General features: G+C 72.2%; 21 protein-coding genes. 10 read left to right on the plus strand and 11 right to left on the minus strand.

Translation table 11 applies throughout. The features are described from left to right. Positions 1-116: 116 nt before the first annotated feature. Both C2865_RS30220 and C2865_RS30225 read right to left on the minus strand, forming a co-directional pair. Entirely contained in the window at positions 117-1,601 is a 1,485-nt protein-coding gene (locus C2865_RS30220; protein WP_106402017.1) for a PH domain-containing protein, read from the minus strand. After that, positions 1,598-2,092, minus strand: coding sequence for a PH domain-containing protein (locus C2865_RS30225; protein WP_232835881.1), 495 nt, complete (start codon positions 2,090-2,092; stop codon positions 1,598-1,600). The genes C2865_RS30220 and C2865_RS30225 overlap by 4 nt, the downstream gene beginning before the upstream one ends. A gap of 263 nt (positions 2,093-2,355) precedes the next feature. Between C2865_RS30225 and C2865_RS30230 the strand changes: the two genes are divergently transcribed. After that, positions 2,356-3,333, plus strand: coding sequence for an ATP-binding cassette domain-containing protein (locus tag C2865_RS30230; RefSeq protein WP_106402019.1), 978 nt, complete (start codon positions 2,356-2,358; stop codon positions 3,331-3,333). Then, positions 3,330-4,148 carry an ABC transporter permease gene (locus C2865_RS30235; RefSeq protein WP_106402020.1) on the plus strand — a complete coding sequence of 273 codons (819 nt, stop codon included), beginning with the start codon at positions 3,330-3,332 and terminating at the stop codon, positions 4,146-4,148. Before C2865_RS30230 ends, C2865_RS30235 begins: the two co-directional genes overlap by 4 nt. Before the next feature lie 135 nt (positions 4,149-4,283). Here C2865_RS30235 and sepH read toward each other — a convergent pair whose 3' ends face one another. Next, positions 4,284-6,017, minus strand: coding sequence for a septation protein SepH (gene sepH / locus C2865_RS30240; protein ID WP_106402021.1), 1,734 nt, complete (start codon positions 6,015-6,017; stop codon positions 4,284-4,286). A gap of 454 nt (positions 6,018-6,471) precedes the next feature. Then, positions 6,472-7,785, minus strand: a complete 1,314-nt coding sequence (locus C2865_RS30245; protein WP_106402022.1) for a D-arabinono-1,4-lactone oxidase — start codon at positions 7,783-7,785, stop codon at positions 6,472-6,474. Between the two features lie 170 nt (positions 7,786-7,955). Here C2865_RS30245 and C2865_RS30250 point away from each other — a divergent pair, with 170 nt between their 5' ends. Genes C2865_RS30250 through C2865_RS30260 form a run of 3 tightly spaced genes read left to right on the plus strand, consistent with a single transcriptional unit; the run spans position 7,956 to position 10,737 of the window. Next, positions 7,956-9,032: a lytic transglycosylase domain-containing protein gene (locus C2865_RS30250; RefSeq protein ID WP_232835882.1), complete on the plus strand. Its 1,077-nt coding sequence runs from the start codon at positions 7,956-7,958 to the stop codon at positions 9,030-9,032. A 9-nt stretch (positions 9,033-9,041) separates the two neighbouring features. Further along, the gene (gene hemH, locus C2865_RS30255) at positions 9,042-9,914 is read left to right on the plus strand and encodes a ferrochelatase (protein WP_106402023.1); all 873 of its coding nucleotides are present in this window, start codon (positions 9,042-9,044) and stop codon (positions 9,912-9,914) included. A 1-nt stretch (position 9,915) separates the two neighbouring features. Further along, positions 9,916-10,737: an inositol monophosphatase family protein gene (locus C2865_RS30260; protein WP_106402024.1), complete on the plus strand. Its 822-nt coding sequence runs from the start codon at positions 9,916-9,918 to the stop codon at positions 10,735-10,737. On the opposite strand, the gene C2865_RS40280 is transcribed toward C2865_RS30260, so the two are convergent. After that, a complete protein-coding gene (locus C2865_RS40280; protein WP_198653717.1) occupies positions 10,734-10,910 on the minus strand; it encodes a hypothetical protein in 177 nt (58 codons plus the stop codon). The genes C2865_RS30260 and C2865_RS40280 overlap by 4 nt on opposite strands. A 157-nt stretch (positions 10,911-11,067) precedes the next feature. On the opposite strand from C2865_RS40280, the gene C2865_RS30265 reads away from it, so the two are divergent. Both C2865_RS30265 and C2865_RS30270 read left to right on the plus strand, forming a co-directional pair. Beyond that, on the plus strand, positions 11,068-11,721 hold the full coding sequence (locus C2865_RS30265; RefSeq protein WP_106402025.1) for a response regulator transcription factor: 654 nt from the start codon (positions 11,068-11,070) through the stop codon (positions 11,719-11,721). Beyond that, positions 11,718-12,884 (plus strand): sensor histidine kinase, encoded by a 1,167-nt coding sequence (locus C2865_RS30270; protein ID WP_232835883.1) that lies wholly within the window; start codon positions 11,718-11,720, stop codon positions 12,882-12,884. Before C2865_RS30265 ends, C2865_RS30270 begins: the two co-directional genes overlap by 4 nt. A gap of 70 nt (positions 12,885-12,954) precedes the next feature. On the opposite strand, the gene C2865_RS30275 is transcribed toward C2865_RS30270, so the two are convergent. Beyond that, complete coding sequence (locus C2865_RS30275; protein ID WP_106402026.1) at positions 12,955-13,647, minus strand: hypothetical protein; 693 nt, start codon at positions 13,645-13,647, stop codon at positions 12,955-12,957. A gap of 92 nt (positions 13,648-13,739) precedes the next feature. After that, positions 13,740-15,608, minus strand: coding sequence for a protein kinase domain-containing protein (locus tag C2865_RS30280; RefSeq protein ID WP_106402027.1), 1,869 nt, complete (start codon positions 15,606-15,608; stop codon positions 13,740-13,742). 602 nt (positions 15,609-16,210) lie between these two features. On the opposite strand from C2865_RS30280, the gene C2865_RS30285 reads away from it, so the two are divergent. Next, complete coding sequence (locus tag C2865_RS30285; protein WP_106402028.1) at positions 16,211-16,507, plus strand: DUF4193 domain-containing protein; 297 nt, start codon at positions 16,211-16,213, stop codon at positions 16,505-16,507. A 53-nt stretch (positions 16,508-16,560) separates the two neighbouring features. Next, complete coding sequence (locus tag C2865_RS30290; RefSeq protein ID WP_198653718.1) at positions 16,561-17,352, plus strand: hypothetical protein; 792 nt, start codon at positions 16,561-16,563, stop codon at positions 17,350-17,352. Positions 17,353-17,403: 51 nt separating this feature from the next. On the opposite strand, the gene C2865_RS30295 is transcribed toward C2865_RS30290, so the two are convergent. Beyond that, a complete protein-coding gene (locus C2865_RS30295; protein WP_106402205.1) occupies positions 17,404-17,703 on the minus strand; it encodes a DUF4235 domain-containing protein in 300 nt (99 codons plus the stop codon). A 133-nt stretch (positions 17,704-17,836) separates the two neighbouring features. Between C2865_RS30295 and valS the strand changes: the two genes are divergently transcribed. Then, positions 17,837-20,374, plus strand: a complete 2,538-nt coding sequence (gene valS, locus C2865_RS30300) for a valine--tRNA ligase (RefSeq protein ID WP_106402029.1) — start codon at positions 17,837-17,839, stop codon at positions 20,372-20,374. On the opposite strand, the gene C2865_RS30305 is transcribed toward valS, so the two are convergent. The 3 genes from C2865_RS30305 to C2865_RS30315 form a co-directional block, all read right to left on the minus strand. Beyond that, positions 20,362-21,636 (minus strand): cytochrome P450, encoded by a 1,275-nt coding sequence (locus C2865_RS30305; RefSeq protein ID WP_106402030.1) that lies wholly within the window; start codon positions 21,634-21,636, stop codon positions 20,362-20,364. The genes valS and C2865_RS30305 overlap by 13 nt on opposite strands. Before the next feature lie 66 nt (positions 21,637-21,702). Next, positions 21,703-22,671, minus strand: a complete 969-nt coding sequence (locus C2865_RS30310; RefSeq protein ID WP_198653719.1) for a hypothetical protein — start codon at positions 22,669-22,671, stop codon at positions 21,703-21,705. Further along, positions 22,668-22,952 carry a hypothetical protein gene (locus tag C2865_RS30315; protein WP_106402031.1) on the minus strand — a complete coding sequence of 95 codons (285 nt, stop codon included), beginning with the start codon at positions 22,950-22,952 and terminating at the stop codon, positions 22,668-22,670. The genes C2865_RS30310 and C2865_RS30315 overlap by 4 nt, the downstream gene beginning before the upstream one ends. Positions 22,953-22,987: the final 35 nt, after the last annotated feature.

Raw genomic sequence — 22,987 nt, forward strand, 5'->3', positions numbered from 1 at the left:
CACCAGGAGGCTTCGTCCGTCCGGGGGTCCGGACCGTCGGAGGCCGGTTCGCCGGAGGGCTCGGGCCGCGGGGGCTCGGTTCGCCCGAGGGCCGGGTTCGCCGGGGCCCGCCGGGCTCAGCTCGCCGGAGGTTCGCGGGGATCTGCCGGTGGTTTCGGGGGAGTTGCCAGGAACGGTGTGATCCAGTCGGGTTCGACGCAGGAGGCGAGGCGCAGCGCGTCCTCCTCGGACAGGTCGAGGGCGTCGTAGGCGCCCTCGCCCGCGCCGACCGCGACGGTCAGGGTGACCAGGTCGCGGCGGCGCTGGAAGAGGGACTGGCGGAACCGCCAGCCCACGACGGCGCGGTGCTCGATGATCTGCTGGTTGCGCACGAGGGAGCCCGAGCGCACCGACAGCAGGCCGCCGCCCGAGGCGTGGCCGAGCTGGGCGTAGCGGTCCAGGGCGAGCGGGACGGCGGCGACGGTGGCCACGGCCGCCACGATCGCCAGCCACAGCGGCCCGCTGGCGACCGCCAGGACGGAGACCGCCAGCGGGGGCAGGACCGCGCGGACGAGCCTGCGGGTCAGCGCCGCCCTCGGATGGCCGGTCAACGGCTCCTTGAACTTGCCGACGACCTCTTCCGCCACGTGCAGGACGGTCTCCCTTGGCGCGGTCGGCAGCAGGCGCCCGCGGTGCTCCGCGTCGCCGAGGCCGGTGACGAGCGCCGTCAGGCGTGCCACGTTCTTGCGGCGTTCCAGGGGGTTGTCGCGCAGTTCGACGCCGCGGACACGGCGCCGCTCCAGGGTCACGCTGCGCCGCGACACCAGGCCGCGCTCGGCCGCCAGCGCGCCCTTGTCGTCCTCCCCGGGCACGGCGCGCAGGGTGAAGTCCCAGTTGAACCAGGTGAAGACCAGGACGGACGCGACGGGCATCACCAGCGCCAGCAGCAGGAGTGCGAGCACCCCCAGGATCGGGGGCAGGCCCACGACCGTGTCGCCCAGGTGGGAGAGCGTGCCCTCGGAGACCAGGCCGAACTCGTTGTTGAGGTTGTAGAGGGTGCCCAGGAGGCTGCCGATCAGCGCGAACGGCGTCAGCAGGTAGGCGCCGCTGAGCGGGGCGTACCGGTACCAGGAGAGGTCGGCGCGGGCGATGACGTGCTCCCGCGACGGTTCCTCCCGGCGCCCCAGCAGCAGTTCCCGCAGCCGTTCCGCCTCCCGCCGGGACACCGCGTTCAGGACGCCCTCGTCGCCGTCCGACGCCGCGTCGATGCGCAGGACCGCGAGGCCGAGCAGCCGGTGCAGGAAACCGGCGGTGATGTCGACGCCCCGGACGCGTTCGAGGGGGATCGTCTTGACCGACCTGCCGATGAGCTGGTGGCGCAGCACGATCCGGTCGTCGGTGACGGCGTAGGTGAACGTCCACCAGCGGACCACCTGGTGGACCAGCCCGAAGCCCAGGGCGGCCATCGCGAAGTAGAGCCCCGCTCCGCCCTCGCTGACGAGCAGGGCGGTCACGGCCACCGCGAGCAGCGCGAGCGTCTCGCGGACCGCCCCGACGATCCAGGTGAGGGGGCTGAGCCTGCGGGGCGCTCCTTCGGGGAGGGGCCGCTCGCCGCCGCTCATGTCGCGTCGTCGCGCAGCGCGTGGGCGCGGTGCGCCAGTTCGGAGGCGAGGGAGGTGGCGGTCGGCAGCGGCAGGCCGACGAGCTCCGAGGAGCCCTCGTGCGAGGCGGTGCTGATCCGCAGGGTGGCCAGGCGGAGCAGGCGCTCCAGCCAGTTCTGCTGGGCGTCGACCGTCTGGATGCGGCTGACGGGCACCAGCAGCCACTGCCGCTGCAGCGCGCCGATCCGCAGGTAGACCACGTCGGAGCTGATCTCCCAGCGGTGGACCCGGTAGCGCCAGTACGGGACGGTCAGCACGGACAGCGCCGTCACCGCGACCACCAGCCAGGGCAGCCACGGCAACCGCCAGGCCCAGTCCGCCCTGGCGGCCCAGCCGCTCAGCGCGAAGGCGCAGCCGGTCAGCACCGCGCCGCCGAGCAGCAGCTCGACCGCCCATTTGGCCATCGCGCGGGCCGACACCCGGTGCGCGGGAGGCCTCAACCGCGAGTTCACACAGATCACCCTATGCGGCCGGAGGCGTGGTCCTCCGGAATGTCAGACCCTCCGCGTACCGTTCGTGTTGTGGCCGGGATCACTGCGGCCGCGCGCGAAGACAGGCATGGATCCACGTACGAGTCACGCACGAACGTCCCGGCGGGGGGCGGCGGGACGCCGGGGCGCCGCGGAAAACCGGTGGCTCCGGCGGGGCCGCCGTCCTACCGTGTCCAGGTCGGGCACGCCGCCGCAGGAGACCACAGATCGAGGAGATCAACCGAATGACGTACGCCATCCGGGCCGAGGGCCTGGTGAAGCGCTTCGGTGAGACCCGCGCGCTGGACGGGGTGAGCCTCGCGGTGCCGCCCGGGCGCGTCCTGGGCGTGCTGGGGCCCAACGGAGCGGGCAAGACCACGACGGTCCGGGTGCTGGCCACCCTGATCCGGCCGGACGCCGGCACCGCCGAGGTGGGCGGCCACGACGTGGTCAGGGAGGGCCACCGGGTACGCCGGCTCATCGGGCTCACCGGCCAGTACGCCGGCGTCGACGAGATGCTCACCGGCACCGAGAACCTCATGCTCATCGGCCGCCTGCTGGGCCTGAGCCGGGCCGGGGCCAGGGCCCGCGCCGCCGAGCTGCTGCGGCGGTTCGAGTTGTGGGACGCCCGCGACAGGGCGGCCAAGACGTTCTCCGGCGGCATGCGGCGCCGGCTGGACCTCGCGGCCTCGCTGGTGGGCCACCCGTCCATCCTCTACCTGGACGAGCCGACCACCGGCCTGGACCCGCGCAGCCGCAACGGCCTGTGGGACATGGTCCGCGGGCTCGCCGAGGACGGCGTCACCGTCCTGCTCACCACCCAGTACCTGGAGGAGGCCGACCAGCTCGCCGACGAGATCGTGGTCATCGACCACGGGCGGGTGATCGCCGAGGGCACCTCCGACCAGCTCAAGGCGCAGACCGGCGGGCAGGTGCTGGAGCTGCGCCCGGTGCACGAGGCGGAGGTGGACAAGGCGGCGCTGGTCGTCGCCGAACTGCTGGGCTCGGCCCCCGAGGTGAACCAGGGCCTGCTGACCGTGCCGGTGGGCGACTCCCGGGCGATGCCCGCGGTGGTGCGCGCGCTGGACGACGCCGGGGTGGCGGTGGGCGAGCTGTCCCTGCGCAAGGCCAGCCTCGACGAGGTGTTCTTCGCCCTCACCGGGAACAGGGAGCGGACCGGTTCCCCGGCCGCGGACGAGGGAAGGGAAGAGGCCTCCGTATGACCGCGACGATCCCGGCCGCCCAGGCGGCAGTCCTTCCGCGGAAGGTCACACCGGTCACCGCTCTGCGCAACGTGCTGACCCTGGCCTGGCGCGGGCTGGTGCAGATCAAGCACAACCCGATGGAGCTGGTGGACCTCAGCATCCAGCCCATCATGTTCGTGCTGCTGTTCTCCTACGTGTTCGGCCCGTCGATCTCCGGCAGCGTCGCGGCCTACCTGCCGGTCGTCATTCCCGGCATCATCGCGCAGAACGCGCTGTTCGCCTCGATGAGCACCGGGCTCGGGCTCAACGTCGACATCACCAAGGGCGTCTTCGACAGGTTCCGCAGCCTGCCGATCGCCCGGACCGCCCCGCTGCTCGGCCGGATCCTCGCGGACGTGGTGAAGCAGGCCTGGTCGATGCTGGTGGTCCTGGTGGTCGGCGTCGTCATCGGCTTCCGGATCGAGACGGGCGTGCTGGGCGTGCTGGGCGCCTTCCTCCTGCTCCTGGCCTTCACCCTGATGTTCGCCTGGATCACGGTGCTGGTCGGCCTGACGGCCAGTGACGCGGAGAAGGTCCAGGTCTTCGGCTTCACCGCGATCTTCCCGCTGACCTTCCTCAGCAACGCCTTCGTGGTGCCGGCCGAGGGCACTCCCGGCTGGCTGAAGACCTTCATGACCGACATCAACCCGGTCTCCCAGCTCACGACGGCCCTGCGCGGCCTCCTGGTGGGCGGTCCCGTCCTCCAGCACGCCCTGATCACCCTCGCCTGGGCCGCCGTCATGGCGGCGGTCTTCATCCCGCTGTGCCTTCGCGCCTTCCGCCGCCGGACCTGAGTCCGCCCACCGAAGCCCCGGCTCCGTGCCGGGGCTTCGTCCTGTTTGCGGCGGCGGACGGGAGCCGTGCAGAGCTTTCGGGGGAAAGGGGAAGGCCCCGGCATGGAGCCGGGGCCTTCCTGGTGGTCGGGCGGGTCAGTCGGGGCGGCGGGCGCCGAACATGATCTCGTCCCAGGAGGGCACGCTGGCGCGGCGGCTGCGGGCCGGGCGCTTGCGGGGACGGGGCTCGGCCTTGGCCGGGACGGCTGCCGCCGCGGGGACCGGGGCGGGCTTGGGCGCCGGTTTGGGGACGGGCTTGGGCTTGGGCGGCTCGCGGTGCGGTTCGGGCGCGGGCGCGGGCTGCTGGGCGGCGGGCGGGGCCTCGGCGGGCGGCGGCTCCTGGGCGGCGGCCGGTTCCGCGGGGGCGGCGGGCCTGGGCGCGGGCTGCTCGGGTGCGGCGGGGTCCGGGCCGGTGGCCGCCGGAGCGGCCGGGGCGTCCTGGGGACGGGCGGGGCGCTCGGGTGCGGTGGAGGCGGCCGGGCGGTCGGAGACCGGCCGGCCGTCCTGTTCGGCGGAGGCCGGGCGCTCGGGAACGGGACGCTCGGGCGGAGCGGAGGCACCGGCCTCCGGGGCGGAGCCGCCGACGGAGGCGGCGGGCGCCTCCGCGGAGTCCGCGGCGGCGGCCGGGTCGGCCTTGGCGGAGACGGGCGGTCCGGCCTCGACGGACGGCCGCGGCGCGGGGATGTCGTGCGCCTGCACGTCGTGGACCGCCGCGTCGTGCTCCCGTGCGTCGTCGGCGGCCTGCGGGGCGGGCTCCTGCGGGACGGCGGGCTGCGGGGCCGGGGACCGCTCGGCGGAGGCCGCGGGCTCGGTGTCGGCGGGACGCGGCGCGGCGGCCTCGGCGGGCGCCTCGAAAGTGGGTGCCTCGAAGGTGGGTGCCTCGAAGGAGGGCACGTCCGCGGCGGGGGCCTCGGCGGGCGGGGTGTCGGGCTCCCGCGGGACGGACGGGTTGAAGGTGATGGCGGAGGCGCGCGAGGCGGGTGCCTCGCCGGGCTCACGGCCGGGCGGCGGGGGCAGGACGGTGGGCTCGCCGCCCTCCAGGAGGGCGCTCAGCGCCTCCAGGTCGGGGAAGTCGGCGGCGCGGGCCTCGCGCTGGAAGCGCTCGGGGGTGAACGGCTCGGGGTTGAGCGGGGTGGCGGCGGGCGGGGCCGGCGCGAAGGGGCGGCCCGCCGGGTAGTCGCGCCGCTGGTCGGAGACGATCTTCATGGCGGGGCGGCGCAGCGGGGTGACCGTGTCGGGGGCGGGTGCCTCCTCCTCGGTCAGCGAACTGAGCCGGGAGGCCTCGTCGTCCAGCGCGCGCGCGACACGGCGGCGCGGGTCGAACTTCCACTCGGCCGCGTGCGGGCGGCCGCCGTCGTAGAAGGACAGCCGGATCTGCCAGCTGTTGTCCTCGCACTTCCAGGCGTCCCAGGTGACCTCCTCGAGGTCGGCGCCGCGGCGGCCGAGGCGTTCCTCGACCAGCTCGCCCAGCGGCGGTCCGGGCGTGGACTCGCCGGGGGCGCGCACGACGCAGCGCTGCGCCTGCTGGGCCATGTACTCGCGTTCCTGGAGGACCGGCCCCTCGAACCAGCGGACGCGTTCAACCGGGATGCCGGCCGACTCGGCGATCTCCTCGGCGGTCTCCCCGGCGCGGATGCGGGCCTGGATCTCCTTGGGGCGCAACGGACTCTCCACTTCGATCTCGAACTGACCGAGACGGGAGAAGTGCCCGCGGATCGCGGCGCGCAGCCGGTCGTCCACGGGCAGGGTGAACCGGGTGCCCCGGCCGGCGGAGGCCAGCACGAGGTACGAACCGTCCTCGCTCACCGCCACGAGGCGCAGCTCCTGCATGCGTGTCCTTCCCAGCCTTGTCCCCGGCCCTCATCCAAGCACCGTCCTTGCGACAGCGGGCGCATGCGTCCCTTCCCCCGATTCCCCGGACCGAAGACTTCGATCCGGAGCCCCTGGAGTCTCTCGCCAAGGACGCACCCACTGCCAGCACCGTACCCGGCATGTCCGAACATCGTCGCTTGGATTCGTTCGGTGTGCTAGTGCGATGTGAGTGCGGTCACCTGGTGTTAAGGAACAAAGCTGTTCTTCTCCCTGGGTCAGCTTGCCGTGCCGGAGGCCCTCCGGGGGGTGAGGCTGCCGTTTTCTTATGCATCCTTTTCCCGACCGCCGCCGGTCCACCCAAGCTGGAACAGGGAAAACATGTGGTTGGTTGAGGTTTCTCTACCTCATTATGGTTGAGCCGAAACGCCACTCTTTGAGGTACGTGTCAGAAATATCTCTCGGCTGCCTCCGGTCAGTCCCCGAGGACCTGGCGGAGGTAGGGGTTGGCGAAGCGGCGGTCGGGGTCGAGTTCGCTCCGGATCCGGGCGAAGTCGGCGAAGCGCGGGTAGACGGTCTCCAGGTAGGACGCGTCGCGGGTGTGCATCTTGCCCCAGTGGGGGCGGCCGCCGAGCGCGGTGAGGATCTCCTCGACGCCCTCGAAGTAGGCGGCGTGCTCGTTGCGGTGGTAGACGTGGATCGCGATGAACGCCGTCCGGCGGCCGTGGGCCATCGACAGCCAGGCGTCCTCGGCCGGGAGCACCCGCACCTCGATCGGGAAGCTGATCCGCCATCCGTGCCGGTCGAACGCGGCGCGGATCTCGCGCAGCGCGGGCACCAGGTGCTCGCGCGGGATCGCGTACTCCTGCTCCTTGAAGCGCACGGCGCGGGAGCTGGTGAACACCTTGTAGGAGGTGTCGGTGTAGGCGCGCGCGCCGAGCAGCCTGGCCGATATCCCGTTGATGGAGCCGATGGTCCCCGGGAGGCGCCGGGTCACCTTCTGGGCGACGCCGAACACCTGGTTGGACAGGAACTCGTCGTCCAGCCATGCCTTGAAGCCCGGCAGCGGCTCGCGCGGCCCGTCCACCCGGTTGTTGCGCTTGGTCAGGCAGCCCTCGCTGTGCGGGAACCAGTAGAACTCGAAGTGCTCGTTGTCGGCCTCCAGCTCGTCCAGCCGGGCGAGCACCTCGTCCCAAACCATCGGCTCCTCCTGCGCGCGCAGCAGGAAGGCCGGGACGGTCTGCCAGGTGATGGCGGTGACGACGCCCAGCGCGCCCATGCCGACCCGGGCGGCGTCGAACAGCTCCGGGCGCTCGGTGCGCGAGCAGGCGACCTTGCTCCCGTCGGCGAGCACCATCTCCAGGCCGGCGATCTGGGAGGCGAGCCCGGCGTGGTCGCGCCCGGTGCCGTGGGTGCCCGTCTGGGAGGCGCCGGCGATCGTCTGCTCCTGGATGTCGCCCATGTTGGCCAGGGCGAGGCCGTGCTCCTCCAGCACCTGGTTGAGCCGCCACAGCGGCAGCCCGGCCTCGGCGGTGACCAGCCCGGTGGCGGTGTCGATGGAGCGGACGGCCGTCAGCTCGCGCGGGCTGAGCTGCACCCCCTCGGTGAGCGCCACCCCGGTGAAGGAGTGGCCGGATCCCGGCATGCGGACGGTCAGGCCGTCCTCGGCGGCACGGCGGACCTGCTCGGCGACCTCTTCGGCGGATCGGGGGAAGACCGTCCGCGCCGGGGCCGACTGCTGGTTCCCGGCCCAGTTGCGCCAGGCACCGGGGGAGGTTTCAGGAGGCATGGGAGGAGAGTAGTGGACGCTATTCGTGAGGAAAATTCACGTTCCGAATGGTTATCCGATCGTGATCCGACCGGGGGCGGCATCCGGTAGGGATCACTGCCGGGCTCTCCTCCCGGATCACCGTACCGGGGGCCCGGGACCGGTATCACCCGGCCCGATAACCTGCTGCGGTGAGAAGAAACCGGCTGCTCACCGCTCTGTCCGTGGTCCTGGTGCTGGCGTTGACGGCCGGCGCGGGCTGGCTGGCCGTCCGGCTCGGGGAGGAGGGCGGCCGGCCGACGGCCCGGACGCCGCAGTCCCGGATCACCGCGGACATGGTGGTCGCCGAGCAGGTGGCGCCGCTGGAGCGGGTCGTCCCCCCGCACGTCCTGGCGGTGGCCGCCGCCGGGGTGGGCGACGCGCAGGTCGAGCGGGTCCGCCGGATCCCCCGGGTGCGGGACGTGATCGTGGTGGACGGCGGCGCGGTCTCCCTGGAGGGGCGGCGGGTCAACGTCTTCGCCGTCGACCCCTCGCGGTTCCGGTCCTGGACCGCCCCGGCGACCGCCAGGAACCAGGACCTGTGGGCGGCGCTGGCCGCCGACAGGTTCGTGGCCGCCGCCGGCACCGCCCGCGAGCTGAAGCTGGAGCTCGGCCGCCCCTACCAGATCGTCGCCCGCTCCGCCCCGGAGGTCGTCCTGGGCGGCACCGCGCCGCTGGGCGTCCCCCAGGTGGACCTCCTGGTCAGCCGGCGCACCGGGACGGCGCTCGGGCTGGTCTCCTCCGTCGCGCTGATGGTCAACGCCCCGGGTGCCGCGTCCGCGGACATCGCGAAGAAGGTCCGCGCGGTCCTGGGGAGGAAGGCCGTCGTGGTGGACCTGGACACCGCGGCCCCGCAGGCCGGAGCCAGCTACCTCGACCTCTACAAGAAGGCCGCCACCACCTGTCCGGGCCTGTCCTGGACGGTCCTGGCCGCGATCGGGCAGGTCGAGAGCGACCACGGCACCAACGTCGGCCCGTCCAGCGCCGGGGCCCTGGGCCCCATGCAGTTCATGCCCGCCACCTGGAGGTCCTACGGCGTGGACGGCGACGGAGACGGCAGGGCGGACATCATGAACCCCTACGACGCCATCCCGGCGGCGGCCCGCTACCTGTGCGCCTCAGGCGCGCAGCGCGACCTCTACAAGGCCGTCTACGCCTACAACCACGCCGACTGGTACGTCCGCAAGGTCCTGTCCCTCGCCGACGCCTACGCCCGGCGGTTCTCATAGGCTGAGGCCATGGACGCTCTGCTGCTGATCTCGTTCGGGGGGCCGGAGGGCCCCGAGGACGTCATGCCCTTTCTGGAGAACGTCACCAGGGGCCGCAACGTGCCGCGGGAGAGACTGGAAGAGGTGGCCGAGCACTACCACCTCTTCGGCGGCGTGAGCCCCATCAACGAGCTGTGCCGCGAGCTGAAGAGCGCCATCGAGGACCTGGTCGACGTGCCGGTCTACTGGGGCAACCGCAACTGGCCCCCCTACCTGGAGGACACCGTCGCCCGGATGAAGGAGGACGGCGTCCGCTCGGCGGCGGCGTTCGTCACGTCGGCCTACAGCGGCTACTCCTCCAGCGGCCAGTACCTGGAGGACATCGCCCGCGCCCGCGCGGCCGTCCCGGACGCCCCCGAGATCACCAAGCTGCCGGTCTACTGCCTGGAGCCGGGGTTCCTCGAGCCGTTCACGGCCAACACCCGCGAGGCGCTCGCCCAGGCGCCGGGGGCGCGGCTCGTCTTCACCGCCCACAGCGTCCCGTTGGCGCAGAAGGGCAGCGAGGACTACGTGCGGGAGCTGGAGGAGGTCGCCCGCCGGGTCCACGCGGCCTCCGGGTCCGACCGGCCCTACGACCTCGTCTACCAGAGCCGCAGCGGGCCGCCTTCCCAGCCCTGGCTGGAGCCCGACGTGCTCGACCACCTGGAGCGCCTGCACGAGGAGGGCGTCGACAGCGTGGTGCTGGTGCCGATCGGCTTCGTGTCCGACCACATGGAGGTCAAGTTCGACCTCGACGTCGAGGCCCGGCAGACCGCCGAGAAGCTGGGCATGACCCTGGTACGCGCCTCCACCCCCGGTGCCGCGCTGGCCCCCCTGGCCCGCGACCTGTTCGAGAGGGCCTGAGATGAACCCGAGCGTCGGCGACGAGCCGCAGGAACTGCTGGCCCTGCTCGACCTGGCGGTGGAGACCGCCAGGGAGACCGGCCGCATGCTCATCGACAAGCGGCCGGCCACCGGTCCCGAGGTGGTGGCGGTCAAGTCCAGCGCCACCGACGTCGTCACCCAGATGGACGAGGCGGCCGAGCGGCTGATCCGCGACCGGATCGGCGCGGCGCGGCCGCTGGACGCCTTCCTCGGCGAGGAGGGCGGCGCCAGCGAGGGCTCCTCGGGCATCCGCTGGGTGATCGACCCGATCGACGGCACCGTCAACTACCTGTACGACCTGCCGGACTGGGCGGTGAGCATCGCCGCCGAGCGGGACGGCCAGACCGTCGCGGCGGTGATCGAGGTGCCGCGCCGGGGCTGGACGTTCACCGCGGTCAGGGGCGGCGGGGCGTTCCGCAACGGCGAGCCGGTGCGCTGCGGCACCGGGGTGCCGCTGGAGCAGGCGCTGATCGCGACGGGGTTCGGGTACGCGCCGCGGCGCCGCGCCACGCAGGCGGAGGTGCTGGCGGGGGTGCTGCCGCACGTCCGCGACATCCGCAGGAACGGGGCCTGCGCCATCGACCTGTGCATGGTGGCGTCAGGCCTGGTGAACGGCTACTACGAGCGGGGGGTCCAGCTCTGGGACATCGCCGCGGGCAGGCTGATCGTGACCGAGGCGGGCGGGCGGATCGGCGGGCTGCGGGGGGAGGCCGCCGGGCCCGAGCTCACGATCGCCGCGGCCGCCGATCTCTTCGGCCCGCTGCACGACCTGCTGGCCCCGCTGGATCCCCTGCGGGACTAGACGGGTTGGCCCGCGTGCGGGGGGAGGTCGTGGTTGGCGGCGATACGGCGCAGTTCGTCGATCTCGGACTGGCGGAGGTCGGCCAGGTAGACGTCTCCTTCCGTCTTGGCCGCGTGCAGCGACTCGTAGGCCTCGGCCAGCCGCTGCTGGATGGTCTCGTTCAGCTCGCTCATGGGGGCGGTCCTTCCGGGTCAGACCCTCCTTACCCCTGGCTCATTGGTCTAAACCAGGAAATCCAGGAGGGGGTGAGATTCTCGCACGCGCTACTTACCGGTCACTTACCCGGTGTGTGACATAACGGATGCTGTTGCGAGAACAGGGGGAGACGAAGTGCGAGTTCTGGTCGTCGAGGACGAGCGGGTGATGGCGGACGCGATCGCCACGGGTCTGCGGCGGGAGGCGATGGCCGTCGACATCGCCTACGACGGTGCGGGCGCGCTGGAGCGCGCCTCCGTGAACGACTACGACGTGGTCGTGCTCGACCGGGACCTGCCGAAGGTGCACGGGGACGAGGTGTGCCGGGTGCTCGTCGCCGAGCGCTACGGCGCGCGCATCCTCATGCTGACCGCCGCGGGGGAGCTGGACGACCGGGTGGCCGGGCTCAACCTGGGCGCCGACGACTACCTGGCCAAGCCGTTCGCCTTCAAGGAGCTGATCGCCAGGGTGCGGGCGCTGGGCCGCCGCGCGGCCACCCCGCTGCCGCCGGTGCTGTCGCGGGCGGGCATCGAACTCGATCCCAACCGGTTCACCGTCACCAGGGACGGCAGGCCGGTGGAGCTGACCCGCAAGGAGTTCGCCGTCCTGCAGGTGCTGATGGCCGCCGAAGGCGTGGTCGTCAGCTCCGAGCAGCTGCTGGAGAAGGCCTGGGACGAGCACATCGACCCGTTCACCAACGTGGTGCGGGTGACGATGATGACCCTGCGCAAGAAGCTCGGCGACCCGCCCGTCATCGAGACCGTCCCGGGAGTGGGGTACCGGCTGTGACGTCCCCGGGCACCCTCATCTCGGACCTCCGCCAGCTGCCGCGCCGGGTCAGCGTCCGGATGCGGCTCACCCTGCTGTACGGCTCGCTCTTCTTCTTCGCCGGCGTGCTGCTGATGCTGGTCACCTACGTCTTCGTGGGCCAGTCCTTCAGCTCGGTGCTCCCCCCGAACAAGCAGCTCAACTACCCGGACCTGGACTCCCCGCGGGGCTACTACACGGTGGAGGTCAACTACCTCCGCGAGACGATGCTGGCGCAGCTGGTCAAGCGCATGCTCTTCGCCCTGGGCGGGGTCGGCGTGCTCGCCCTGTTCCTCGGCTACGTCGTCGCCGACCGCGCCCTGGCCCCGCTGCAGAACATCACCGCCGCGGCCCGCCGCCTGTCCGGGAGCACCCTGCACCAGCGCATCGCGCTGGAGGGGCCCGAGGACGAGATCAAGGAGCTGGCCGACACGTTCGACGCCATGCTGGAGCGGCTCGGCGAGGCGTTCGACTCCCAACGCCGGTTCGTCGGCAACGCCTCGCACGAGCTGCGCACCCCGCTGGCGATCAACCGCACGCTGCTGGAGGTCGCGCTCACCGACCCGGACGTCTCGCCGGACCTGCTGACGATCGGCAAGACCCTGCTGGCCAACAACGCCCGGCACGAGCGGCTCATCGAGGGCCTGCTGCTGCTGGCCCGCAGCGAGCGGGAGCTGACCACGCACACGACCGTCGACCTCAAGGAGGTCACCGAGACGGTCCTGGAGTCGATGCGCAAGCGCTCCGGCGGCAACCCCCTCGAGGTCGTGCTGCACACCGAGCTCACCTCCGCGGAGACCACCGGCGACCCGGTCCTGCTGGAGCACCTGGTGGCCAACCTGGTGGAGAACGCCTTCAAGCACAACGTCGAGGACGGCGAGGTCTACGTCCGCACCGGAGAGCTGAACGGGTTCGCGACCTGCCAGGTGGAGAACACCGGCCCGACGATCCCCGCCTACGAGGTGGACCGCCTCTTCGAACCGTTCCGGCGGCTCAACAGCGACCGGATCGAGTCGGCCAAGGGCGCGGGCCTGGGGCTGTCCATCGTCCGCTCGGTGGTCACCGCGCACCGCGGCGTCGTCGTGGCCAACCCGCGTCCGGGCGGGGGCCTCATCATCACCGCCAGCCTCCCCCTCCACCAGTAGGGGAACGAAGGAAGGGCCCCCGGGACGGTGCCGTCCCGGGGGCCCTTCGCGTGAGCGGTGCCGGCCGCGTTCAGCTCTGCCGCTTCAGCTCGCCGATCGCGTTGTGGTCGTCGTCGGCGTCCGCGACGCTCTCACTGAAGTAGTTCTTGATGAACATGCCGTCCGTGAGCGCGCCGGTGTTGTCCGGCTTGGGGAAGAGGACGTCGTAGGAGTACGTGTCGCACTTCGCGTTGTTCTTGTTCGTGATGTTCTCGCGGACGACGGACTTGTAGTCCGCGCCGGGAGTGTGGTGCAGGAACTCCACGGTGCCCGAGCACGACCAGGTGGAGGCGGCGCCGGGCTCGTTCTCGTAGGTGATCTGCCCGGTGGTGGAGTTCTGCGGGATGACGACGGTGACGACGTACCTGCCGGTGGTGGGCTTGGTCTGGATGACCTCGCCCCGCCAGGTCCCCACGTAGGTGGGGCCGAACCCGCCGGTGACCACCGGGTCGGCCGGGGTGCTGCTCTGCTGCTGCGGGTCCTGCTGTTGCTGCTGCTGCTGCGGCGGCGGGAGGACGGTCGGGCGTTCGTCGCCGTCGTCCAGGACGGTGATCAGGACCGCGATGAGGACGACGAAGACCACCACGACGCCGAGCAGGACCATGAGCATCGCCGGCAGCTTGGACTTGCGCGGCGGCGGGGTCGGGGTGAAGGGCGGCGGGGTGCCGCCGAACGGCGGAGGAGTGCCGCCGTACGGCGGAGGGTTACCGGGGGGTTGATACACGGGGGAATCCCATCTGCGATGAGCTTGTGTGCAGGTGGCGGGGGCAAAGGGGGTAGCGGATCACGCGGGGAGGCGCGGGACCGGGGGAGCGCTCACTGCCTCGTCAGAGTGCCGATCGCGCTGTAGTCGTCGCCGCCTTCGTCGGCGTCTTCCTGGTTGAAGAAGTTGGTGAAGAACATTTCGTTCTTGTTGGAGGACTTAGGGAACAACTCGTCGTATGAGACGCTGTCGCACTTCGCGTTGTTCTTGGTGGTGATGTTCTCGCGGACGACCGTCTTGTAGACGGCGTCGGGGGTGTGGTGCAGGAAGGTCAGCGTGCCCGAGCACGACCAGGTGCTGTCGTCGCCGGGGGCGTTGGCGTAGGTGACCTGCCCGGTGGAGGCGCCCTCCTGGATGACGACGGTGACCCGGTAGCGGCCGGTGGACGGCTTGACCTGGGTGATGACGCCCGTCCAGGTGCCGGCGTAGTCCGAGCAGAAGGTCGTGTCGGACGGCTGCGGGTCGCATTCGCCGGAGGGCTCCGGCACGTTCTGCGGCGGCTGCTGCTGCGACGGCTCGCTGGTGGTGTTGTTGGTGGGGGCGACGATCGGGTCGTTCTCGTCCTTGTCGGAGACGACGACCACGATCGCCACCAGCAGGACCAGGATGAGCAGCACCGAGCAGCCGATGGCGGCGATCGCCGGGCCGTTGGACTTGCGGGCAGGGGGGCCGGGGGGCGGCGGCGCGAACGCGCCGGGGGTGCCGGGGCCGGGCGGGAAGCCCTGCCCGTGGCCGCCCGGCTGGAACGGCGGGGGAGTGTGCGGCTGGAACGGAGAGGCCGGCTGGAAGCTCGGCTGGCCCGGCTGGGGGTGCTGCCCGTGCTGGGGGTGCTGTCCGTGCTGCAGTCCGGGCTGGAACCCCGACTGCTGGAACGGCGGCGGGGTGCCGGGCTGCCCGTGTTGCGGCGGCAGGCCCGGCTGCTGGAACGGCTGGGGGCTGACCGTGCCGGGGGCGGCCGCGTAGGGCTGCTGCGGCTGCTGGGCGGGCGGGGCGAAGGGCGCCGGGGTGGGCGTGCGCGGAGGGGGCGGAGCGGGCAGCTGCGCGGCGATCCGGGTGCCCTCGTTGAGGAGCTCCTCGCGCTGGCCGGGAGTGGCCGCGGCGCCGCCGGACTGGGGCACCAGCTGCAGCAGGGCCTCCAGCGCCGAGGGGCGGCGGGCGGCGTCCTTGGCCAGGCAGCCGGCGATCAGCGGCCGCAGCTGCGGTGGCAGCCCCGACAGGTCGGGGTCGTCGTTGAGGATGCGGTTGATGATGACCGGGAGGGTCTCGGCCTCGAACGGCGACTGGCCGGTCGCGGCGAAGACCATGGTGGCGCCGAAGGCGAAGATGTCGACGCCCGGCTGCAGCGGCGCTCCGGTGAGCTGCTCGGGTGCCAGGTAGCCGGGGGTGCCCACCACCATGCCGGTCGCGGTGACCGCGCTCTCCTGGGAGTTGACGGTGCGGGCGATGCCGAAGTCCACGACGCGGGGGCCGTCGGCGGCGATGAGCACGTTGTTGGGCTTGAAGTCGCGGTGCACGATGCCGACCTCGTGGATGGCCGCGAGGGCGGTCAGCATGCCGATGGCCAGCAGGTTGAGCTCCTGCGCCGGGCGCGGCCCCTGCGTGGCGACGAGCTCGTGCAGGGAGGGCCCGTCGATGTACTCGCTGACCACGTAGGGCTGCTCGCCGTCGACCTGCGCCTCGATGATGCGGGCGGTGCAGAAGGGCTCCACCTTCTGGGCCGCGGCGACCTCGCGGACGAAGCGGGCCCGCGCCTGGGGGTCGGCGTTCATCTGGGCGTGCAGGAGCTTGATGGCCACGTGCTCGCCGCCGGCCGTCCTGCCCAGGTAGACGGCGCCCTGGCCGCCCGCGCCGAGGCGCCCGAGCACCTCGTAGGCGCCGAGCGAGGTCGGGTCACCCTGCTCCAGGGGAGCGTACTTCGGCATGTGACCCCTCCCAGGTCGGTGAAACGTTCAACGCGCGCCGGCGCGTTCGGCCCACGGGTGCTGCGTGCCGGTGCAGGCACCGCGGTGGGACATCAAGCGGCGACGATATCGCGTTAGGTCAGACGTACGAGTGCTGTCCGAGGTTCTGCCCTTTTCTAGAGCTTTGCCCTGTCCGCACCCCAGGGACCTGTGTCCCGGTCTTGTCCGGTCTTCCTCTGGTGCGACGGTGGACGAAGCAGTGTTGTTCGCCACAAAGGTGGCAATGTCTTGCGGTTTTTTGTCGCACATGGTCATGTCATGACTCCTCCCGACGTCCCCAAGGGGTATGATCCCCGCCGCGGTAGCGCTCCATGTGGGTGATTCCACGGTGCGCGACCCGCCTTTCCGGGCAGGAAGGTCGGCCGCGGACGCCCGAGGGTATTTCCGCGACTGGAGAGCATCATTGCGACATGTGTGTTGAGCGTCACATTATGTGACAGAATTTCCCGCCCAAGATCGGGCACAAGTTAGACCTCTCGGGCGTTACATCCGCGCGACGGGGTGCATATAGAGGAACGGAGCCTCAGGGCGGCGCCCCGAGGGTGTGAGGGGGATGGAGAGAGATGGCCACCGACTACGACAGCCCACGCAAGACCGACGACGACCTCGGTGAGGACAGCCTGCAGGAACTGCAGGCCCGCCGCACCGACAAGTCGGCCGGGATCATCGACGAGGACCTGGACGCCGGCGAGGTCGCCGAGCTGCCGGGCGCGGACCTGTCCAACGAGGAACTGTCCTTCAAGGTGGTTCCCAAGCAGGCCGACGAGTTCACCTGCAGCAGGTGCTTCCTGGTCCACCACCGCAGCCAGCTCGCCAAGGAGAAGAACGGCGAGCCGGTCTGCACCGAGTGCGCGGCCTGACCATGACGGACGAAGGCGAACACCTTCCCGCTCCCGAAGACGAGCGGAGGGAGATGGGCGAGCTGATCGGTCGCCTGTCCGGTACGGAGGACCTGGACAACGCGACCCGCGGCAGGCTGCTGGCCAGGCTGGCCCGGCTGCTGAGCGACAACGCCAGGCAGGCCGGGATCAGGGGCCTGCAGGGCGGCCGCTGGCTCGGTGAGGTGTTCGCCGACATCGCCCCCAGGATCCCGATCCGGGATCTTGAGACGCTCCGCCGGCACCATCCGGGCCTGTCCGCACAGGCCCTCGCCGACGAACTGACGCGGAACGCCGTGAACGCCACCACGGCGGTGGGCGCGGCCGGTGGAGCACTGGCGGCGGTGCAGTTCACCGCCCCGCCGCTGCTGCTCACCGCCCCCGCCCAGATCGTCGCCGAGACCCTGGTGGTGGCGGCGATCGAGACCAAGCTGATCGCCGAGCTGCACGAGGCGCACGGTGTGCAGGTGCAGGGCGGCCCGGCCCAGCGGGCGATGGCGCACGTCACCGCCTGGGCCAAGCAGCGGGGCGTCAACCCGCTGGAGACCGGCTCGCTCAGCGCCGGGCTCGGCAGCGCCGCCAAGGCGGCGCTGCGCAAACGGCTGCTGCGCACGCTCGGCCGCCACATGACGACGCTGGGGCCCTTCCTCACCGGAGCCGTGGCGGGCGGGACGCTCAACCGCGCGGCCACCAAGAAGCTCGCGGAGAAGGTGCGCGACGACCTCGCCAGGTACGGCGGCGTGAAGGGACTGGACCGGGGAGCCCGCGAGTTCCCGGGCCACCGCCCTTCGGAACTGCCGCCGCCCGGCCCCCCTCCGGCCGACTGACCGGCCGCCTCCTTCCGGAGGCGGCCCGCCGCGCGGAGGGGGCCTCGCCGCCTAGTCGGCGAGCGGCGTCTCCTTGAGCAGGTGCAGCGGCAGCGCACCCGTGCTGCTCTCCCAGCGCTTGACCGCGGCGCGGCTGATCAGCACCCGGGTGACCTCCATGCCCACGCCGATCAGCACCGACCAGCCGAGGGCCTCGCCCAGCGTGACGTCCGGGGACTCGGGACTGACCGGGGGCTTCTTTCCGGTCCCCTTCGTCCAGGCGTACTCCAGGCCCTTGCGGGCCACGAAGCCGCCCGCCAGCCCGGCGACCCCCACGAAGATCTTCCAGCCGACATCCGGCTTCTGGCGCATCCGCATCCTCGTCGTTCCTCCTCAGCGTCCGGCACTTTCCGACCGCGACGACGCTATCGCGATCCCGCCTTCATCCCCGCGGCCCCCGGGAAATAAGCGCGACGGGGCTGTGACCTCTCTCTATCCTTGGCGCATGACACAGACACCACGCATCCCCGCTGTCCCCGAGAAGGTCTCCCTCGACGGCCTGGAGGACAAGTGGGTGGTGCTGTGGGCCGAGCAGGGGACCTACGCCTTCGACCGGACGAGGGAGCGCGCGGAGGTCTACTCCGTCGACACGCCTCCGCCGACGGTCAGCGGATCGCTCCACGTCGGGCACGTCTTCTCCTACACCCACACCGACACGGTCGCCCGCTACCAGCGCATGCGCGGCAAGGCCGTCTTCTACCCGATGGGCTGGGACGACAACGGGCTGCCCACCGAACGGCGCGTCCAGAACTTCTACGGCGTCCGCTGCGACCCCTCCCTGCCCTACGACCCGGACTTCCAGCCGCCGGAGAAGCCCGGCAAGAACCAGATCCCGATCAGCCGCCGCAACTTCATCGAGCTGTGCGAGCGGCTCACCGAGGTCGACGAGAAGGCGTTCGAGGAGATGTGGCGCCGGGTCGGCCTCTCGGTCGACTGGAACCACCTGTACTCCACCATCGGCGCCCGCGCCCGCACCGCCTCCCAGCGCGCGTTCCTGCGCAACCTGGCCAGGGGGGAGGCCTACCTGTCGAAGGCGCCCACCCTGTGGGACGTCACCTTCCGCACCGCCGTCGCCCAGGCCGAACTGGAGAACCGCGACCACCCGGGCGCCTTCCACCGGCTGGCCTTCCGCGGTCCCGACGGGCCGGTCCACGTCGAGACGACCCGGCCGGAGCTGCTGCCCGCGTGCGTCGCGCTCGTCGCCCACCCCGACGACGAGCGCTACCGCGGGCTGTTCGGCCGGACGGTCCGCACGCCGCTGTTCGGCGTCGAGGTCCCCGTCCTGGCGCACCGCCTGGCCGACCCCGAGAAGGGCTCGGGCGCCGTCATGGTCTGCACGTTCGGCGACACCACCGACGTCGTCTGGTGGCGGGAGCTCGACCTGCCGATCCGCGCCGCCGTCGGGCGCGACGGGAGGCTGGCCGCCGAGCCGCCGTCGGACGTCCCGGCCGAGCCGTACGCCGAGCTGGCGGGCAAGACCGTCCACTCCGCGCGGGAGCGGATCGTGGAGCTGCTGCGCGCGTCGGGGGAGCTGGAGGGCGACCCGCGCCCGGTCGTCCGCCCGGTCTCCTTCTACGAGAAGGGCAGCAAGCCGCTGGAGATCGTCACGACCCGGCAGTGGTACCTGCGCAACGGGGGGCGCGACGAGGCGCTGCGCGAGCGCTTCCTGGAGCGGGGCCGCCAGATCTCCTGGCACCCGGCGTACATGCGTTCGCGGTACGAGAACTGGGTCGAGGGCCTGAACGGCGACTGGCTGATCTCCCGGCAGCGCTTCTTCGGCGTCCCGATCCCCGTCTGGTACCCGCTGGACGAGCAGGGCGAGCCGCGCCACGACCGGCCGCTCGTCCCCGAGGAGGGGCTGCTGCCCGTCGACCCCTCCTCCGACGTCCCCGCCGGGTACACAGAGGAGCAGCGCGGGAAGCCGGGCGGCTTCACCGGGGACCCCGACGTCCTCGACACCTGGGCGACGTCCTCGCTCACCCCGCAGATCGCCGGCGGCTGGGAGCACGACCCCGACCTCTTCTCCCGCGTCTTCCCCTACGACCTGCGCCCCCAGGCGCACGACATCATCCGCACCTGGCTGTTCTCCACGGTCGTCCGGGCCGAACTGGAGTCCGGTTCGCTGCCGTGGACGAACACCGCGCTGTCGGGCTGGATCCTCGACCCCGACCGCAAGAAGATGTCCAAGTCCGTCGGCAACGTCGTGACCCCGCTGGGCCTGCTGCGCGAGTACGGCTCCGACGCCGTCCGCTACTGGGCGGCCAACGGCCGTCCGGGCACCGACACCGCCTTCGACACCGGCCAGATCAAGGTCGGCCGCCGGCTCGCCCTCAAGATCCTCAACGCCTCCCGGTTCGTGCTGGGTCTGGAGGGGCCGCTCGCCGACGACGCGCTGGAGCCGCTGGACCTGGCGATGCTCGCCGAGCTGCGAAGCGTCGCCGCCGAGGCCACCGCCGCGTTCGAGTCCTACGACTACACGCGGGCGCTGGAGCGCGTCGAACGGTTCTTCTGGCAGTTCTGCGACGACTACCTGGAACTGGTGAAGCAGCGCGCCTACGGCCGGGGGCCCGGCTCCGAGGCCGCCCGGTCGGCGCTGCGCGCCGCGCTGGACGTCATGCTGCGGCTCTTCGCCCCGTTCCTGCCCTATGTCACCGAGGAGGTCTGGTCCTGGTGGCGTGACGGCTCGGTCCACCTGGCGTCCTGGCCCGCCCCCGAGGAGCTGCCGGAGACGGGCGACCCGCGGATCCTGTCCGCCACCGCGGACGCCCTGCGCCAGATCCGCAAGGCCAAGTCCGCCGCGCGGACGTCCATGCGCGCCGAGGTCGCCCGCGCGGCCCTGCGCGGCGCGGAGGCGTCCTTCGCCGCCCGCGCGGAGGCCGACCTGCGCGCGGCGGGCGTCATCGCCGACCTGGCCGTCGCTCCGGCGGACGGACCGCTCGAGGTCGACGTCACCCTGGCCGAGAGCCCGTCTCAGACCTCGTAGGGAAGGTGTTTGATGCCGTTGATGAAGCCGGACAGGAGGCGGTCCGGCGGGGCGGTGGAGCGCAGGGAGGGGACGCGGGTGTAGAGCTCGCGCAGCATCACGCCGATCTCCCGGCGGGCCAGGTTCGCGCCCAGGCAGAAGTGCGGGCCGGGCCCGCCGAACCCGACGTGCGGGTTGGGCGAGCGGGTGATGTCGAAGCGGTCGGGGTCGGGGAAGACCGCCTCGTCGCGGTTGGCGGAGTTGTAGAACAGCAGCACCTTCTCGCCCTCGCGCAGCGGGTGGCCGTTCAGGACGGTGTCGCGGGCGAGGGTGCGGCGGAACTGGATGACGGGCGTGGCGTAGCGGACGACCTCCTCGATCGCGCCGGGCATCCGGGCGGCCGGGTCGGCCAGCAGCAGGGCGCGCTGGTCCTCGTGGACGGTCAGCAGCTTCAGCGCGTGGCTGATGGCGTTGCGGGTGGTCTCGTTGCCCGCCACGACGAGCAGGATGAAGAACGAGCCGAGCTCCTGGTCGGTGAGGTGCTCGCCGTCGACGTTGCCGTGCACGAGCGCGGTGACCAGGTCGTCGCCGGGCCGGCGGCGGCGGAGCCGGCCGAGCCTGCGGATGAGCAGCTGCAGCTCCATCCCGGCGTCGAGCAGCCGGGTGAGGGCCATCCCGACGCTGACCCGGCTGATCTGCGAGCCGACCCCGTACTCGGGGTCGCCGATGCCCAGGATGGTGTTGGAGCGCTCGAGCACCATCTCCCGGTCGGCCTCGGGGATGCCCATCATGTCGCAGATGATCGTCAGGGGCAGCCGGGCCGCCACGTCCGAGACGAAGTCGCCGGTGCCCTCGCCGCGCAGCACGCCGTCGACGATGCCGCGCGCCGTCTCCTCGATCTGGTGGTCCAGGCGGGCGAGCACGCGCGGGGTGAAGGCGCGCGAGACGATGCGCCGGATCTTGGCGTGCCGCGGATCGTCCATGTTGATCATGGAGCCGAAGAACCGCGCCAGGTAGCCGGGCATGTCGGCGATGCTGTTGGTGGTGGGCTCGCTGCTGAAGACCTCAGGGCGGCGGCTGGCCTCCACCACGTCCGCGTGCCGCACCAGCGCCCAGTAGCCGTCGCCGCCCTTGATGAAGGGCACGTCGATCTCCGGGAAGAGCACCGGGGAGGGCAGCGAACGCAGGTGGGCGAAGGCCGCGTCGCGCTCGGCCAGGGGCCGGGTCCAGAACATCGGGTCGGACAGGTCGAGTCCCGCCGGTCCGGTCGTCTGCACCGTCATCGCCGCCTCCATCAGAACCGCGTTCGGTTTATGCAACCCCCCGCGGGCCCTCCCGGTCAAGCCCCGTCAGAGGCCCTTCGTCAACGATCTGGTGAGCGCGGTGATGCGCTCGACGGACGAGCGGTAGGACGCGCCCGCGGGGTTGAGCGTCAGCACGACCACGATCCAGCGGTCCCGGCCCCCCACCGTGCCGGTGGTGTGCAGCACGGGGCGGCCCAGACCGAGGTCGGGCGCGGCCGCCGGGACGAACCGGGCGCCGCTCGTGCACGGGTAGGGCGGGGTGAGCCCGAAGCCGGACCAGCCCTGCTTGACGGCCCCGGCCCGCCTGGTCGCCCGGGGCAGCCCGAAGGACTGGTCGAAGCCGTCCGTGCCGCACTTGGTCGCCTTGCGCAGATGGCCCATGATCGTCGAACGGGCGCTCGGCGAGGCCTTCTCCAGCAGGTACCGGTAGGTCTTGGCGATGTCCATCGCGCTGATCGCGGTGTAGCCCCAGTACCCCGGTTGCGCGGCGGGCGGCGGCGCGGTGTCGGTCAGGCCGATCCTCTTGCTCATCCGCTTGACGATCGCGCCCTTGCCGCCCAGGTTCCAGAAATGGGTGGCGGCCTTGTCGTCGCTGGAGCGCAGCATCGCACGGAACCGCCTCGCGTCGGCGGGCGCCACCTTCCCGCCGCGCCGCTGCAGGTAGTCCAGCGCGATGAACAGCTTCACCACCGAGGCCGAGCGCACGGTCTTGTGCACGGCCCGCCGGCTGACGGTCCTGCCGGTGGTGCGGTCGTAGACGACCCACCGCGCCGAGACCCCCGGCGCCACCTTCGGTTTGACCGCCGGCGCCCGTTCCGGAGCGGCGGGGGTGCCGGGCGCGGACGGGGCCGGCGGGGAGGCCGCCGGAGCCGTCCGCGCGCTGGACACGGGCACGGTGCCGACGTCGCCGCCACCGCCGCCGCAGGCCGTGGCCGCGGCCAGCAGGACCGCCAGGGGCGCCAGACGCGCGCTCGTCCTCACACGCGGCCCGCCGCGACTGGTCTTCAGGTTCACGCCGGACAGACTAGTGCGGCGTCCTCAGGCCCGCCGCGCCCCCGCGACCGGCGCGACGCGCCGGAGGAGCAGCGGAGGACGGGCGAAGAGCACGACCAGGGGGCCAGGACCAGCAGGCCGGGCTCGGTGCCAATGGCCTCCAGGGCCGCGCCTCCGAAGGGCTCCGGCTCCAGCGGCCTGCGCCAGGAGGCGTTCAGGGGGAAGCCGCCCAGCCGTCCCACGTCGGCCGGTGCGCGGGGAGTGCCGTTGTCCAGCAGCCTGTCGAAGGGATTCTCAGTCATATGGCTCGCTTGGCGACGGCGGATGGGTCCGGTGG

It is taken from the genome of Actinocorallia populi (genome assembly GCF_002995495.1).
Classification (GTDB): domain Bacteria; phylum Actinomycetota; class Actinomycetes; order Streptosporangiales; family Streptosporangiaceae; genus Actinocorallia; species Actinocorallia populi.